This is a genomic window from Alphaproteobacteria bacterium (genome assembly GCA_037146715.1).
Taxonomy (GTDB): domain Bacteria; phylum Pseudomonadota; class Alphaproteobacteria; order UBA7879; family UBA5542; genus JBAWWO01.
Map to the genome: position 1 here is coordinate 20,197 of JBAWWO010000009.1, position 15,551 is coordinate 35,747.

Sequence of the window (15,551 nt, forward strand, 5' to 3'; positions counted from 1 at the left end):
AGTATTTTTTTATAAGCTTATAGAGAAGCCCCAGGCTGACGAGCAATCTTCAACCCCGCCAACGATTATGAAGCCACAACCATTGACCAGGGTTTTTGGTGATCCAGCCTTCTAAAGTCTTAGTGATTTTTTCTGTTGTTTCTAAGGGGGTTTTTCCTAGCTTCAAGGGAGGATGGAACGTAATCCGAAAGTGACAGCCTTTGAGCCGTTCTACTTGTACAGGGACCAGGGGAATTCCCATCTTGTTGGCCAACTTGGCGGGACCTGTTACGGTCAGGGCAGGCCTATTGAAAAAGGGGATCTTTTCGCCCTCAGACAATCTTTGGTCCAACAACAGCCCCACATGTCCATTTTCCAATAAAACTTTAATCATCTGCTTAGAACCTTTGGATCCCTTAGATACAAGAGTTGTCAAAGAACTTTCCCGCACTTTCTTTAAAAACCAAGTGCTGATCCAATTATTGGGTGCCCGCCAAATCAACCATATAGGCAGTTGATGCTGGTTAACCACCAGATGGGGCAATTCCCAGTTGGCTAAATGAGCTGAGAAAAAAATACCCCCCTTACCATCGTTTTTAAGTTCTTCAATTCTTTCCCCATGAACAACTTCAATATATTTCGGGTTTTTCGCAAGTGTGTGACTGTGGGGCAGTTCTCCTACTGTTCTGCCCAGGTTTTCCCAAACATCTTTGATAATTTTTTTGCACTCTGCCGGAGTTTTATCTGGAAAAGCCGCATGCAAATTCTTTAATCCCAAGCGGGTTACGGGCAAAAAGGGGCCCACCCATCGGGCTAGCTTTCCCATAAGTGCCGAAGAAACAGCCACAGGAAGGGCTTTTAACATCATATAAATACAGATGATGGGAATGGCCTCTAAGGGGGATAATACAAATTTTTTAAGATACTTCATGAAGTTTTTTCATTAAAAAAGACTCAAATTTTTCTTCCTGTTCCCACTTTAGAACAATTGGGAAGGGAATAACAAGCTTTCTGTAAAAATCTGGCAATCGCACCCAATCTTTTTCAGTGGTTAATAAGGGAGCTTTTTGTTCTTGGGAAAGGGTTAGTAAGGTTTCCAGATCTGGATCCGAAAATAAATAATGATCGGGGAAAGAGATTTCTTTTAAAGTTTTCACTTTATGGTCTTTGAGAGTTTGAAAAAATTTATCTGGGGTTGCCAGGCCGCAAAAAGCAATAAATTTTTTATTCTGAAATTTTTTCAAAGATTCTTTGGGTTCAAGAGTGGCTTGAAAAGTGGGTTGCTTGACGTTCTTCAAAACTTTTGTGACTTCTGCGGAAGGGCGCCCTATTACGACCACCGCATCTGCCTGTTTTAGAGTATGGTTTAGGGGGCCTCTTAACGGTCCTGCGGGAAATACAAAGCCATTGCCAAATCCTCTAGGCCCATCAATCACTAATAGATTAAGATCTTTATAAAGCCCCGGATTTTGATAGCCGTCATCCATTAAAATAGCATCCACTGAGCCAATAGAAAGGGCGCCTTTTCGTCGGTCCTTCGCTACCCATGTGGGGGCCACTTGGGCTAGCAGTAAGGGTTCATCCCCTGTATCAGGAGCCTTATGATGGGCGGAATTCACCTGAACGGGGCCTTTTAATCTGCCGCCGTATCCCCGACTAAGACAGGCAACTTTTTGATGATTTTTTTGAAGTAGATGGGCAATAGCTAAAACTGTTGGAGTTTTTCCCGCACCGCCCACCGTTGCATTGCCCACACAAATGATGGGGCAGGGGGCTTTGTAGGGCTTAACAAGCACGCAACGCAACCAGCTTGCAACACTATAAAGCAGCCCCAGGGGGAACAGAATCCACGCTAACAAGCTGTTTTTTTCAAGCCAAAACTTAGGCGTTTTCCACATGTAATTCTTCCAATTCTTGATCAATCGCTTTAATGTAAAGACTCAACACGTCTTTTTTCTTTAGGAATTTTTGAATTGCCTTTGTGTCGGGCGTTTTATCTAGCCACTCTTGCACAGTCTTTACTAGGTCTTCCATAGTTTTTATTTCCGTCACAACTTTATATTTCAATCCATCATGGGCCATATCCTGATTGTTGGTCATATGGGGCCCAATCATCACCATGTTGTTGAATCTTAAGGGCTCTAATAGATTATGCCCCCCCACATTAGGAACCAAAGATCCCCCCAAAAACACTATTTTGCTTAGGGCATAGAAAGACAAAACTTCCCCCATGGTATCCACAATATAAATATTTTCTTTTGATAGGGTGTGCCGGGAGGATCTTTCAACATGGGATAAGGTGCAAGATTCCACAAAGGGGATAATTTCTGTTGATACGCGGGCAGGGTGCCGGGGAATCAGAACCAGCAAAAGATTTGGATTGGCTTCCAGCAAAATGTGATGGGCTTGCAGAATAATTTCTTCTTCCCCCTTATGGGTGTTGGACGCAATCCAAAAGGGCCTCTCTTTCAGGGTCTTTTCAATAGAGGCACCTAATTTTGGCAGCTGAGTCATGGGTGGAGTTGCAAACTTTAAATTGCCTAAATAGGTTACAGATTCCATATTAAAATGAAGAAATCTGGCCTTGTCTTCTGTGGTTTGGGGATAGATTTTATAAAAGAATCCCATAAGTTTTTGAAAACTTTTGGGAAAGCGCTTCCAAAAGGAAAAGCTTTTAGCAGATAAATGTCCGTTCAATAGAAATATCTTGGTTTTTTTATCGGCTTCTTCCAACAAAACTGGCCAGAAATCTGATTCCGTCCAAAAGCACAAATCCGGTTGCCAATGCTTCAAAAATTTCTTCACAAAGCAGGGGTGATCCAAGGGGACATATTGGTGAATACAGCGACTAGGCAATCTTTTGGCCAGAATATCGGCCGCCCCCTTCGTACCCGCTGTCATTAAAAACCAAGCGTCCGGATATTTCATGTGAAAATGCTGCAATACAGGCAAATAGGTCAAGCTTTCCCCAACACTGGCCCCATGAAACCAGAATAGGGTTCCATTAGGTCTAGCCACAGTTGCAACCCCAAAACGTTCTGAAAGGCGATTTTGATCTTCTTTGCCTTTTTTTGTTCTGTAAAAAATCCAAGCCCGTAAAAAGGGGTAGCCTAAAAAAAGAAAAATTCTATAGGCTAGGAACAACATAGGCTGACTCTTTCTTCAGCTTGGTGACAGGCATCATCCATAGCTTGTTTTAGTTTTTCTTTTGTGACTTGAAAATCTTTTTTATCCTTTGGAAAGGGCACGGGTTCACCCCACACAAAGACTCCTCGACCAAAGGGAAAGGGAACCAAAAATTTATCCCAAGTTCCCAAAATCTTTTTGCGGGAAACCGAGTAGGTAACAGGAATTAAATCAGCTTTCATCAAATAAGCAGACATAACCGTACCATCGCTGATTTCATAGGCAGGCCCCCGGGGGCCATCGGGCGTAATACCCAAGGTAACGTGCTGACGGCTTAGACGCACCATATGCAAAAGGGCTTCTGTGCCGCCTCTGGCTGTAGAGCCCGCAACCGTCTTGATACCAAAATGACTTACTGTTTTGCTGATAATACGTCCATCCTTGTGGGCGGAAATCAGCATGTGAAAGGGGTGTTTTTTATTAGCCCAGGCATAGGGCAACATTAAAAGCCGGGCATGCCAGAAACAAGTCAGAAAGGGTTTTTTATTTTGCAAATAATCTGCAGGCATTTCAAAATTCACAAATTCCCATCGGGTTGTCAGAAAAACAAACCGAATGTAAAGACTGGCTAGAAAAGCGACAAGATTTTGGGCAAAATTAGATTTTAGAACTTTCTTAAGCATGAGCATCTTCAACAAGTTGCCATTGGCAAAGTTGAGCATAAATTCCTTTGCGTTTCACCAGGGCATCGTGGGTACCCTCTTCAACGATTTGACCCTCATCCAGCACAATAATTCTGTCTGCATTTTTAACGGTGGAAAGTCGGTGGGCAATAATTAAGCACGTGCGACCTTTCATCAGTTGATCCAAGGCTTTTTGAACATGTCGTTCTGAGGTTGTATCCAGGGCTGAGGTTGCTTCATCCAACAACAAAATAGGCGCGTTCTTCAATAAGGCTCGGGCAATGGAAATGCGTTGCCGTTGACCCCCTGAAAGCTTCAACCCAGATTCCCCAATGAACGTGTCATATCCATGAGGAAGTTTTAGAATAAAGCTATGCGCTGCTGCGTCCTTGGCAGCTTTTACAATTTCAGCTTCCGTTGCATCGGGCTTGCCGTACAAAATGTTGGCTCGAACCGTATCGTTGAACAGAGTTATTTCTTGACTGACTAAGGATAGATTTGATCGTAAAGATTCCAAAGTAAAGTTTTTTAAGGGAATGTTATCAATCAGAATTGTTCCCTTATCGACCTCATAAAACCGGGGGATTAGGTTCAGCAGGGTTGATTTACCAGATCCACTTTCCCCCACTAAAGCAACTTTTTTTCCAGCGGGAATTTTCAGGGTCAGGTTTTTTAAAACAGGTTTTTTGGGAGTGTATTGAAAATGAACATTTTGTAGTTCAATCTGCCCTTTTTCCACAGGAAGGTCTTGAGCAGTATCTGAATTTTGGATAGTTGGTTCTATATCCATCAAATCAAAAACCCGCCGAGTAGCAGCCAGACCTTCTTGCAGGTTGGCATTTAAATTGGCCAAGCGTTTCATGGGTTCATAGGCAAGCAATAAGGCGGTGATGAACGAGAAAAAAGCCCCCGCCGTGTTGGTGTGCTGAATGACTTGGTATCCCCCGTAAAAAATTACAATAACAATAGCAATGCCCCCAAGGGTCTCCATGATCGGGGAGGAGAGGGAGCGAATTCTATTTGACCTTAGGGCCAATTTAAACAGGGATTCAATGGTTTTTTTAGCACGGTCCCGTTCGTATTCTTCCATATTGAATGCTTTTACCAAACGTGTTCCATGAAACAATTCGTTCAGCAAAGATAGAAAAGAACCTGTTTGCTCTTGGGTAAAAGTGGAAACTTTGCGCATTTTTTTGCCAATCCGAACAATGGGATAAACAGCCAAAGGAAAAACAAAAAATGTCAATGCCGCCAAGACCCAATCATTTTCAAACATGACTGCGACCAAAAAGATAACCATCAAAAGATCTTTTCCCAAACTGGTCAGCGTATTGGAAACAACCCCCCGCATCAGGTTAATATCGTTTGTACAGCGGGAAATTAAAGTGCCCGTGGAGTTGTTTTGAAAGAAGGCCAAATCAGCCCTAATCAGATGAGAAAGCAAATCATATTGTAAATCTGAAAGAATTCGTTGCCCCATGCGGTTCATGACAATGGATTCCCCATAGGCTGCAATGCCTTTGATTAAAAAAGCAGACAGAACTGCGGTTGCAACCCACCTAAGGCTTTGCACATTTTCTGACTTAAAGACATCGTCAATAATGGGTTGCATCAGTTTAGCAAGCCAGGCTGTTGACCCTGCCGAAAGGGCCATGAAAAAGAAAGCCGATCCTATTTTGCCCTTATGGTAGCGAATATAAGACTTCCACAAACGTTTAAGTAAATACCAGGTGGAAGTTGTCATCAGCATCATAAAGACTTTTTAAAAATTATTTTTTACGGAATTGATCCAGAGAAATGACTTCACCCATTTTTTTATCAGAAGATGGTTTTTTATCTTTAGGAGGAGTGCCCTGTGGAAAGGGTTTAATTTGGCCAATTTCTGGATTAAATTCTAACTCAAAGTTAGAAGATGGGTCTGAAATATGCACCACAGATTTAAAGGGTACCTTGATGGTTTCTGTTTGATCCCCAAAATTAATATCAACAGAGAAAGAATCTTCAAGAACCTCTAGATTCCAGAATTCATATTGTAACACAACTGTAATTTCATCAGGGTATTGAGCTATAAGATGGGGGGCCAATTCAACCCCTGGATACTGGGTCAAAAAAGTTATATAAAAATGGTGATCATCCTTAAGTCCTTTTTTTGCCACTTGATCCAAAGCGCCGCGCACAACCCCTAAAAGAGCTTTATCAACCATCTGTTCGTAATCGAGGTATCTCATGAAAATCCTTCATCTTTAAAGTTAAGAGTGGGGGCTTCTGTTGCCCGGTGCCCCCGGAACCGCGCTTACCTACTAGGCAGCGAGTGCGGTACGACCCAAGTTGCTATTAGCAGCTTCACGACGAGCGCGACGGGTACGTACATTTGTGTTTGCACTTATAACAATAGCCCGATAACGGCGGTACAATGCCGAGCAAAAAGTTTGTCTTTATTACGCACGTCGATCCTAGGTCACCCCCATAAATGGTGGAGGTGCCGGGCACTGCCCCCGGGTCCGCTTCGCTTATTCCACAAGCTGTTTATCGCCATAGATGGTTTCCCATCACCCTTAATATAGGGTATTTTTTCTGAATTTCAAACAAGAATGTGGTATTTCAAAAATAACAGTGTAGCCCTCCATAGATAGCCCGCCCAGGGCTGCGGTACCCATAGACTTGTTGATAGTGGGTATCGAAAAAATTATCTATTCTGAAATAAGTTTTGTGGGCAGCAGAAAAATAGTAAGAAACCCCCAAGTCCACTAATTGAATGGGTTTTATGGAATGCCCTAAACTATCATAGGCTCCCACCATCAGCAACGCCCCTGTAAGTTGCAAATCTTCCCGTACATCATAAAGAGTATCCAAGCTGCCTTTATGTTTTGGGAAAGAGGGGCTTAGAATCACGTTTTTATAATTGGTTTGCGTATAGGTGTAAGCGGGTCTTAGTTTCCATTTATCAGTCAACGTTAAATCTCCCATGATATCAAATCCAGAAATTTGGGTGGTTCCAAAAGCATTCACCGTCGTGAATTTTCCGCCAACCAAGGTGTTTGTGATTAAATTATGGGCCTGTGTGATGTAGGGAGATACCTTAAAAACTGCCCTGTCATTGACTCTATGTTCCCAAGTTATATCAGCGGTTTGGGTTTTTTCTACCTGCAAATTTCGGTTAGATTGAACATAAAAATTGTCCATATAAAAATCATAAATGGTGGGGGGGCGTACGCCAGTCCGCAGGGAAACTTTTAGGACCCCTTTGTCATAAAGATACCCAGTAGTTCCCTCATAAGTTTGAAGTTCTTTCGTGTGGTCGTAATGATCATTGCGGGCGCCCCCGGTCACAAAAACAGCAGGGGTTATGAAAACTGTATGTTGCACCCCTGCAGCCAGATGATTTTGGCTTTTTGCAAACCCCAATTCTTTCTTAAGCTGGGTTTTGTTTCCCAAAATTTTAACAAGGGTTTTTTGGCGGCTGTTCCATTCGTGTTGACCCGCATAATCAATCCCTCCTAATAGAACATCAGAAAAACTTTCTTGAGAAAATTTGGATTTATTAACATTAAAATAAGTATTCAGTTGATGACTTTTTTGGGCTGAAGAATCGTAAATAAGCTCAATATTACCCATCATAGTTTGGGTTGTTTGTCGACCTTGAGGCTTGGGCCCCAGATTCGTCGAAGTCTCGTCATATTTTCCATAGTCTTGCATGCCCCGAAGGGTCCCCTTTAACTTAATTTTAGAGGTCCTATAGTCATACCGAGCAGCCACTGTTTGATTGTTATAGGGGGCTTTTTCCCCCAGCATGCGATAGGGTCCATATTCAGGTAAGCCTTGGGTTCCGAAGCCTTCCACATGAAGAGTTACCCCATGATTTTTGTGTTGGAAAAATTTTCTACCATAGCCATAAACACTATCGAAGCTGCCAGCCTCAATTTTAACTTGATCTTGCCCTGCATCGGTTGTCATGGATACGACGCCTCCTGCTGATCCAGGCCCATAAAGAATGGGGCTAGGGCTTGCAATCAATTTTATTTGACTGAAAGATCCAGAGAGTAAATGGGAAAAATCAAACATGCCACTGCCTGTGGTGTTTAGGGGAATATTATCTGCGAGTACCGCTGTGTTATAGGCGCTTAGGCCACGAAAATTAACTGTGGCCAGCTGACCATCTCCCCCTTGTTGTTGAACATACAGAGAGGGAACAGAGCGTAACGAATTTTCAAGAAGGGGAGCGGGTTCATTACACAAGGGGCTTTCATAGGCATAGGCTGGGTCTTTTTTTTGCCCTATCACCGGAATGTTCACAGTCAAATCCTGGGCAACCCCTAACAGGGGAATCCCTAACAAAAGACAACAAAAGATACTATAGTATTTTCTAAAATTCACTCTTGGCACCTATTCGGTACCGTCACCTAAAAAGCTGAAAAGCTTCTTTCCGTTTAAACCCCTCCGGTCAAAACTTAAGAGACGATAGAGTGGCAGGTTTCCTGGCTTGTGAATATTACCGTTCTTAGAAATTAACGATTACTTCGCAAAACTGCGAGATCTCAGTTTCATCATGTACGTCAGTACAATCAGAAACCTCGACTCTGGTTTCGCTCGTACTCCTCAATTTCTAAGAACGGTACTTAGCGTTTGTCCATGTCTTCCCAGAAAAAAATTCCAGTGACTGATAGCTCGTTTTAAACTAACTTCGCGATCCTTATGGGCCAACTCTTCACTTACAGTTGCGGGGGCAGCCAAAGCTTTAAACTTCATTCCCTTTGAAGGCACCACTCTTGTTTCTTTAAGATGTCAGAACCGAATCTTTGATGCAAGATTAATATAGGTAAGGTCGCATAAATGGAGGATTTATTCCTTAGGAGCAGTCCTAGATAAAGCAATAAAAGTGTTATAAAGGACGGCCCCAAATTATATTTTCTGGCTTAAAACAACCTCTTTTCAAAAACAACCTCGACTTTTAAAAACACCCCAGGTATATAATGAATAAAATTTAGAGTAGAAAATGAATTTAGTTATCGTTGAATCACCGGCCAAGGCCAAATCCATTAAAAAATACTTGGGGGCTAATTATTCAGTCCTAGCAAGCTATGGTCACATTCGGGATTTGGCGTCCAAAAATGGATCCGTAGACCCTGACCATGATTTTAAAATGGTGTGGGAAGCTAATAAGGGCAGCGAAAAAAATATCAAAAGCATTGCAGATGCTATCAAAAAAGCAGACTCTTTATATCTCGCAACTGACCCTGATCGTGAAGGGGAAGCCATCGCTTGGCATATTTGTGAAGTTCTAAAGCAAAAGAAGCTTCTGAAAGATGTTGAGGTTCATCGCAGCGTTTTCAACGAAATCACGAAAAAAGCTATTGTTGAAGCTATTCATCACCCCAGAAAACTGAACCAGGAATTGGTGGATGCTTATTTGGCCCGTCGGGCACTTGATTATTTGGTGGGGTTCACTTTGTCGCCCGTCTTGTGGCACAAACTGCCCGGTAGCAAGTCTGCAGGGCGTGTACAGTCGGTGGCCTTGCGCTTAATCACAGACCGAGAATTTGAAATTGAAAAGTTTATTTCTGAAGAATATTGGTCTTTAGAAGTTGAATGTCAGTCTCCCCAGAAAAAATCTTTCACGGCCCGTTTGCTAGAGTTACATCAGAAGAAAGTTGAAAAATTTTCTTTCAGAAATGAAAAAGATGCTAAGGAAGCTGCTGCAACGATTGAGAAAAAAACCTTTGCCGTTCACAAGGTTCAGAAAAAACAAACTCAGCGCAATCCCTATCCTCCATTTACAACCTCAACCCTGCAACAGGAATCTGTGCGCAAGCTAGGGTTTAGCGCCAGCAAGGCTATGTTGCTGGCTCAACAGCTTTATGAGGGCATGGAAGTGGATGGGGAATCCATAGGGTTGATCACCTATATGCGTACAGATAGTGTGAATTTAAGCCAAGAGGCTATTTCTGCGTTCCGGGTTTATATTGAATCAGATTTGGGAGTATCCTATCTGCCCAAAGAACCCCGCTTTTACAAAAGCAAAGCCAAGAACGCCCAAGAAGCTCATGAAGCCATTCGCCCCACGGATGTTAGCCTGACCCCGGATCGGTTAAGATCTATCTTAAACGCGGATCAGCTGAAGCTTTACACCATGATCTGGAAGCGAGCGCTCGCCAGCCAAATGACCAACGCTTTGATTGACCAAGTCACTGTTGATATTGCATCCAGTGACAAAGAAGTGCTTTTACGCACAACAGGGTCTACCATCGCCTTTGATGGTTTTTTGAAACTGTATCAAGAAAGCAAAGACGAGGGCGATGACCCAGAGGATGACGAAAAAACTTTGCCACCCTTAAACGAAGGGGACGCCATCCATAAAGAAAAAGTCATTCCATCACAACATTTCACACAGCCCCCTCCACGGTTTACGGAAGCTAGCTTGGTTAAGAAATTGGAAGAACTGGGTATTGGACGCCCCTCAACCTATGCCTCAATCTTACATGTGTTGCAGGCCCGTAATTATGTGCGTCTTACGAACAAGCAATTTATTCCCGAAGATCGGGGCCGCATGGTTTCTGTCTTTTTGCATACTTATTTCAAACAGTATGTGGAATATGACTTTACCGCCAATCTGGAAGATTCTTTAGATGATATTTCCAACGGCAAAAAAGAATGGAAAGAAGTTCTAAGCAAATTCTGGATTGATTTTAAAAAGACTGTTCATGGTACAGATAAACTAACAATTACTGAAGTTTTGGATGTATTAGACAGGGAATTAGCTGATTCCATTTTCCCCAAAGAAAATGGTAAAATTTCTAAAAAATGCCCCAAGTGTGAAAAAGGGACTTTGCATTTGAAACTGGGTAAATATGGGGCATTTTTGGGCTGTGATCAATACCCGGAATGCACCTATTCCCACAAACTTTCCAGTTCAGAAGATACAGAAGAAACAGGTGAAGACCAAGCCGCTGCTGCTAAAGATGGGGAAGAATACCCCAAGGTTTTGGGAACTCATCCCGACACAAAAGAAGAAATCACCTTGCGCAAGGGCCCCTATGGTGTGTATGTGCAAATGGGAGAAGATAGCAAAAAGAAAAAGCCTAAAAGAACAAGCGTTCCAAAATCTTTACCACCCAAGAGCGTTACTTTGCAAAATGCTGTTGATCTTTTATCTCTTCCCAGAACGGTGGGGGTGAATCCCAAAACAAATGAAGTTATTACAGCCAGCATCGGCCCTTACGGCCCTTATGTGAAGCATGGGTCAAAATTTGTTTCTGTAAAAAATCAGGATATTCTTTCAATCACATTAGAAGAAGCCTTAGCTCTTATTCAGCATGCAGAAGATAACCCGCCCGCTAAAAGATCCTTCCGTAAAAAGACGAAGAAGTAAAAGAGAAAAATCTGGATCCCACGTCCCTATGGGGTTTGCACGGATGATTAATCTCATCATCTTCCTTGAGCAAGTATTTTTAGCAAACTCTCTCAATACAAAAATCCAAAAGGCCTTCCAGAAAGGTTTTTTCTGGGGACGAGGGAATTTCCTGCAAATAGCTTCTTGCTAAAGTCTGTCGATGATTTAGATAATCAGTGATTTTAGATGGAATTTTATGGATTTCCATCAAGCTTATCAGTGTATCCAAATCTTTTGGGCTAGGTTCCTCTTTGAACATAATATCTTCTAGAGCTTGCTTGTCCACATAGTCACTTTGTTGATAAAGCCACAACAACGGCAAAGTCATCTTTTTCTCTTTCAAATCAGTTCCGATGGTTTTTCCCATCTGGTTTCTGTGGGGGGTATAATCTAACAAGTCATCAACCAGCTGAAAGATGATCCCTAATTCATAGCCATAGCTTCCTAGAGCTTTTGAGTAAGACCCATGGCCCAACAGAGCACCGATTTCACAAGCAGCCTTGAATAGGGATGCTGTTTTCAAACCAATCATTTTGAAATACGTTTCATCAGGAGTTGTAAGGTCTCCCGTTAAGGTCAGTTGCAATACTTCCCCTTCTGTAATAGCGGTGGCCGCTTGAGACAAGCTTTTCAAAATGGGTAATGAATCGCTGTGGACCATGGTTTGAAAGGCCCGGCTGAAAAGATAATCTCCCACCAGAATAGTTGCCTGATTTCCCCACAGAGTATGGGCACAGGGTTTGTGTCGCCGATGAGTTCCCTGGTCAATCACATCATCGTGGAGGAGAGTGGCCATATGAATCAACTCTAGAGATGCCGCTAAATCAATAACTTTTCTATTTTGAATGGGTTGGTCTAGCTGGGCACATAAGAGGGTTAGAATGGGGCGAATACGTTTGCCGCCCGCCTGAATCAGATGATGGGAAATCTGATTGATCAAGGGGACATCAGAAAAAAAACTAGAAATTTTAAGGTTAACATCTCTTAAATCTGATTCTAAATAATCCTCAAGATCTTCAAAGAAAGATTGAGCAATAGGTTTTATGGCACAAGACTGAATCATGGCTGGCAGTTTACTGAAATTGGGTGCGGAAGTCGAGAGTATTGGCAAAAGCATCCTGCGAGTGGTATGAATGAAGCCATGAAAACAATTGATAACTTTTTAGGCGGGCAATTGAAAATTGCCCAGCCAAAGGCAGGTTATCGGGCGGGGAGTGATGCCGTACTTCTGGCTGCTTTTTTACCCGAAGTAAAGGGACACATTTTAGATGTAGGTTGTGGGGTTGGAACAGTTAGTCTGTGTGGAGCCTATCGTTTGAAAGCGGCATCTTTTACAGGGATTGATTGCCAAGAAGAAGTGATCACTTTTGCTAAGGGAAATGCTGAGTCAAACGGGCTCGAGGGCAGGGTGCAGTTTTTAGCTGAATCTCTTGAAAAGTGCTCCTTAAAACCAGGAACCTTTGATCATGTGGTCACGAACCCTCCCTATTTTGAAGATTCAGCCCCTTCTCCTCATGAGGGAAGGGCCTTGGCTCGGTCTGAGGGGGAAGTTAGCCTGGAAAAATGGATGAAATTTTGCATCAAAATGGCCAAGCCCAGAGGATATATTAGCTTTATTTACCCGGCTGATTCTTTAAGTAAAGTATTGAAGGCTATTGAAAACTTGGGAGAAGTGGTGATTATTCCTCTATGGCCTAAAGCGGAGGAGAAGGCTAGCCGATGTCTGATTCGGGGACGGAAGGATGTTAAGTCTAAGGGAGTTTTATCCTCGGGGCTTGTGCTCCATGAGGCCGATGGCAGCTACACGGCCGTGGCTAAGAGTATTTTATGGGATGGGGTTGGAATTATCCCTCGTGTTTAAGAGGGCGTGTCATTAATAATTCAATAGCCTGCAGAGGATTCAAATTTTCATAAAGTATTTTGTAAACAGCGTGACAAATGGGCATATTCACTTGTAAATCCGCAGCAACTTTCAAGAGGGCTTTTGCAGTGTGATAGCCCTCAACCGTTGTACCCAGGGCTTCTAAGGCTTTTTCAGCACTTTTTAGGCGTACTACCTGTTGCCCAAATTGCAGATTGCGGGATTGACTGCCCATGCAGGTTAAAACTAAATCTCCCATCCCGGAAAGACCCCACAAAGTTTCTGCTTTTGCCCCTTTTTTAAGAGCCAAATTCTTGATTTCCGCCATTCCCCGGGTCAACAGGGCAGCCATGGCGTTTTCCCCCAGCTGCAGTTCTTTAACAAAGCCACAAGCCACAGCCAACACATTTTTAAGGGAGCCGCCTATTTGAACCCCCATCACATCATCATTCAAATAAATACGAAATTTTGAATGGGACATGCTTGTAGAGACAAACTCGGCCGCTGTTTTATTTGTGTATCCCAGGGTCGTGGCTGCAGGCAAATTCTGACTCACTTCATGGGCAAAATTGGGGCCTGATAAAACAGTCACAGGAATTCCTGGCAATAAAGTATTCGTCATTTCTGTGATAAATTTTCCAGATTCAATGTGAATGCCTTTGGACGCCATTACTAAAATAGTGTTGTGGGTGACGAAAGATTTTAAATCTATCAAAAGTTCCGGAATGTTTTGGGTGGGAATGGCAATCACAAGAATCGAAGATTTTGCAGCATCTTCTAAGGTGTGTACCAGGGGAATGTGATGCTTTTCTAAAATATCCGAGGGGGAGGGATGTTTGTTATAGGCACTTACAGTTGAGCCAGCCCGCTGTGCTGTAAGGGCCAGAGCTGTGCCCCAAGCGCCTGTTCCAATTACTGATAGAGTTGTCATGACGTTCCTTTTTGGCTGAGTATAAAGTTGTTATCTCCAAATGTCATCCAAGAACTAAAAGAGCAGCAATAAAAATCATAATACATCCAATCGAAAAATCTAAGATTTTCCAGGATAGGGGGTTTGCGAAAAAATGTCTTAGATAACGTGCCCCATAACACACAGAGAAAAACCAGACGAAGGAGGCAAGAACAGCCCCCATCAGGAAACAGTAACGTTCTGCCAATGGAAATTGGGCCCCGATACTGCCCAGCAAAATGCAGTTATCCAAGTAAACGTGGGGGTTCAAAAAGCTTAAGGCTAAAATCATTAGCACGGTTTTTTTAAGAGACAAACGTTCGGGTTCCCCATCAATGACCAAGGATTGGGTTTTGAAAACTGAATAAAAAGATTTAATCCCATAGGCCGTCAGGAACAGGGCGCCGCCCCATTTTGCCACTGTCAAAAGGGTTGATTGGGTTGTTAGAAGTTCTCCTAAACTAGTGATACCCAGGGTAATTAGAAAGGCATCAATGACTGAGCACAAAACCGCAATCGTTAATACATGATTTCTTTGGATCGCCTGTTTTAAAACAAAAGCGTTCTGGGGGCCAATCGCGATGATAAGGCCGGCTCCTGTGAAAAATCCTTCAAGAAATGGGGCAAAAGAAAGGCAGGGCATTAAAACTCAGGTTGCTTTTCTTCCTCGTGCACTTTAAAGCCCAAGGTTACAAGAAGAGGGGCCGCCAAGAAAATAGATGAATAAGTCCCAAACGCAATGCCCAGCAAAATAGGCAAGCTATAAGAGGCAATAAGGTCGCCCCCAAACAAGTACAGGGCCAACAAGGCAATAAGCGTTGAAGCTGAGGTTAACGTGGTTCTGGAAAGGGTTTCATTGATTGAAATATTCACTAATTTTGCTAGATCCATCTTTTTGTACTTTCGCAAGTTCTCTCGAATACGGTCATAGATCACAACCGTGTCGTTAATGGAATACCCAATGGTAATCAAGATTGCCACAATGGTGGTTGAGTTAAATTCAAGCCCAAATATCGTATAAAGACTTAATACCCCTATAGAGTCATGAATCAATGCGATAATCGAGCACAAACCAAACTGCCATTCAAACCGCAACCAAACATAAATCAGCATAGCAATCATGGCCCAAAGGGTTGCTTGAATTGAATTGCTAATGAGTTCCGCCCCCATTTTCGGGCCGATGGTTTCAATGCGACGATATTCCACGTCTGGGCCCAATATTTCTTTTACTTTTTGGATGACTTGGGCTTGTTGTTTATCTGTCCGTTCTTTTTGATCTAACCGAATCAAAAGGTCTTGAGGTGTTCCAAATTCTTGTAAAGAAATTTCGGCCATAGGAAGGTTGGCTAATTCTGACCTTAACTTTCCTAGATCAGGAATATCAGAGAATCGGGTTTCCATAAGAGTTCCGCCCGTGAAATCAATGCCATAATTAATGTCTTTTAAAAAATAACCAGCGATTGTTGCCAAAGTTACAAATATAGATAGCCCATAAGTAACATAGCGCATACTCACGAAATTAATCTTGAGCGTAGCAGGGAAAAGGCGGATACCTGTAAACATCAT

At 42.7% G+C, this 15,551-nt stretch carries 13 protein-coding genes, 1 other RNA gene and 1 riboswitch; of the genes, 2 read left to right on the forward strand and 12 right to left on the reverse strand.

The window, feature by feature from the left end; all coding sequences use genetic code 11:
* Positions 1–49 precede the first annotated feature (49 nt).
* The 8 genes from WCG05_03845 to WCG05_03880 form a co-directional block, all read right to left on the reverse strand.
* Positions 50–910 carry a lauroyl acyltransferase gene (locus tag WCG05_03845; GenBank protein MEI8321126.1) on the reverse strand — a complete coding sequence of 287 codons (861 nt, stop codon included), beginning with the start codon at positions 908–910 and terminating at the stop codon, positions 50–52.
* Complete coding sequence (gene lpxK, locus WCG05_03850) at positions 897–1,877, reverse strand: tetraacyldisaccharide 4'-kinase (protein ID MEI8321127.1); 981 nt, start codon at positions 1,875–1,877, stop codon at positions 897–899. The genes WCG05_03845 and lpxK overlap by 14 nt, the downstream gene beginning before the upstream one ends.
* The gene (locus WCG05_03855; protein ID MEI8321128.1) at positions 1,861–3,126 is read right to left on the reverse strand and encodes a 3-deoxy-D-manno-octulosonic acid transferase; all 1,266 of its coding nucleotides are present in this window, start codon (positions 3,124–3,126) and stop codon (positions 1,861–1,863) included. Before WCG05_03855 ends, lpxK begins: the two co-directional genes overlap by 17 nt.
* Complete coding sequence (locus tag WCG05_03860; protein MEI8321129.1) at positions 3,114–3,827, reverse strand: lysophospholipid acyltransferase family protein; 714 nt, start codon at positions 3,825–3,827, stop codon at positions 3,114–3,116. Before WCG05_03860 ends, WCG05_03855 begins: the two co-directional genes overlap by 13 nt.
* Positions 3,781–5,541 (reverse strand): ABC transporter ATP-binding protein, encoded by a 1,761-nt coding sequence (locus tag WCG05_03865; GenBank protein ID MEI8321130.1) that lies wholly within the window; start codon positions 5,539–5,541, stop codon positions 3,781–3,783. The genes WCG05_03860 and WCG05_03865 overlap by 47 nt, the downstream gene beginning before the upstream one ends.
* A gap of 16 nt (positions 5,542–5,557) precedes the next feature.
* Positions 5,558–6,016, reverse strand: coding sequence for a ClpXP protease specificity-enhancing factor SspB (locus WCG05_03870; GenBank protein MEI8321131.1), 459 nt, complete (start codon positions 6,014–6,016; stop codon positions 5,558–5,560).
* 26 nt (positions 6,017–6,042) lie between these two features.
* Positions 6,043–6,378, reverse strand: a transfer-messenger RNA (tmRNA) gene (gene ssrA / locus WCG05_03875).
* Positions 6,379–6,389: 11 nt separating this feature from the next.
* On the reverse strand, positions 6,390–8,162 hold the full coding sequence (locus WCG05_03880; GenBank protein MEI8321132.1) for a TonB-dependent receptor plug domain-containing protein: 1,773 nt from the start codon (positions 8,160–8,162) through the stop codon (positions 6,390–6,392).
* Positions 8,163–8,235: 73 nt separating this feature from the next.
* Positions 8,236–8,568: riboswitch (cobalamin riboswitch) on the reverse strand.
* A 213-nt stretch (positions 8,569–8,781) separates the two neighbouring features.
* On the opposite strand from WCG05_03880, the gene topA reads away from it, so the two are divergent.
* The gene (gene topA / locus WCG05_03885; GenBank protein MEI8321133.1) at positions 8,782–11,154 is read left to right on the forward strand and encodes a type I DNA topoisomerase; all 2,373 of its coding nucleotides are present in this window, start codon (positions 8,782–8,784) and stop codon (positions 11,152–11,154) included.
* Positions 11,155–11,233: 79 nt separating this feature from the next.
* On the opposite strand, the gene WCG05_03890 is transcribed toward topA, so the two are convergent.
* Positions 11,234–12,286, reverse strand: a complete 1,053-nt coding sequence (locus tag WCG05_03890; GenBank protein ID MEI8321134.1) for a polyprenyl synthetase family protein — start codon at positions 12,284–12,286, stop codon at positions 11,234–11,236.
* Positions 12,287–12,316: 30 nt separating this feature from the next.
* On the opposite strand from WCG05_03890, the gene WCG05_03895 reads away from it, so the two are divergent.
* Positions 12,317–13,036 (forward strand): methyltransferase, encoded by a 720-nt coding sequence (locus tag WCG05_03895; GenBank protein ID MEI8321135.1) that lies wholly within the window; start codon positions 12,317–12,319, stop codon positions 13,034–13,036.
* On the opposite strand, the gene WCG05_03900 is transcribed toward WCG05_03895, so the two are convergent.
* The 3 genes from WCG05_03900 to secF are packed head-to-tail and all read right to left on the reverse strand — an operon-like array spanning position 13,020 to position 15,551.
* The gene (locus WCG05_03900) at positions 13,020–13,967 is read right to left on the reverse strand and encodes an NAD(P)H-dependent glycerol-3-phosphate dehydrogenase (GenBank protein MEI8321136.1); all 948 of its coding nucleotides are present in this window, start codon (positions 13,965–13,967) and stop codon (positions 13,020–13,022) included. The genes WCG05_03895 and WCG05_03900 overlap by 17 nt on opposite strands.
* Before the next feature lie 43 nt (positions 13,968–14,010).
* The gene (locus WCG05_03905; protein ID MEI8321137.1) at positions 14,011–14,628 is read right to left on the reverse strand and encodes a LysE/ArgO family amino acid transporter; all 618 of its coding nucleotides are present in this window, start codon (positions 14,626–14,628) and stop codon (positions 14,011–14,013) included.
* Complete coding sequence (gene secF, locus WCG05_03910) at positions 14,628–15,551, reverse strand: protein translocase subunit SecF (GenBank protein MEI8321138.1); 924 nt, start codon at positions 15,549–15,551, stop codon at positions 14,628–14,630. The genes WCG05_03905 and secF overlap by 1 nt, the downstream gene beginning before the upstream one ends.

Coding starts and splice junctions, on each gene's coding strand:
- WCG05_03905 (MEI8321137.1), bottom strand. CDS start 14,628: ATGCCCTGCCTTTCTTTTGCCCCATTTCTTGAAGGATTTTTCACAGGA.
- WCG05_03845 (MEI8321126.1), bottom strand. CDS start 910: ATGAAGTATCTTAAAAAATTTGTATTATCCCCCTTAGAGGCCATTCCC.
- secF (MEI8321138.1), bottom strand. CDS start 15,551: ATGATGTTTACAGGTATCCGCCTTTTCCCTGCTACGCTCAAGATTAAT.
- WCG05_03895 (MEI8321135.1), top strand. CDS start 12,317: ATGAAAACAATTGATAACTTTTTAGGCGGGCAATTGAAAATTGCCCAG.
- WCG05_03860 (MEI8321129.1), bottom strand. CDS start 3,827: ATGCTCAACTTTGCCAATGGCAACTTGTTGAAGATGCTCATGCTTAAG.
- WCG05_03870 (MEI8321131.1), bottom strand. CDS start 6,016: ATGAGATACCTCGATTACGAACAGATGGTTGATAAAGCTCTTTTAGGG.
- WCG05_03865 (MEI8321130.1), bottom strand. CDS start 5,541: ATGATGCTGATGACAACTTCCACCTGGTATTTACTTAAACGTTTGTGG.
- WCG05_03900 (MEI8321136.1), bottom strand. CDS start 13,967: ATGACAACTCTATCAGTAATTGGAACAGGCGCTTGGGGCACAGCTCTG.
- lpxK (MEI8321127.1), bottom strand. CDS start 1,877: ATGTGGAAAACGCCTAAGTTTTGGCTTGAAAAAAACAGCTTGTTAGCG.
- topA (MEI8321133.1), top strand. CDS start 8,782: ATGAATTTAGTTATCGTTGAATCACCGGCCAAGGCCAAATCCATTAAA.
- WCG05_03855 (MEI8321128.1), bottom strand. CDS start 3,126: ATGTTGTTCCTAGCCTATAGAATTTTTCTTTTTTTAGGCTACCCCTTT.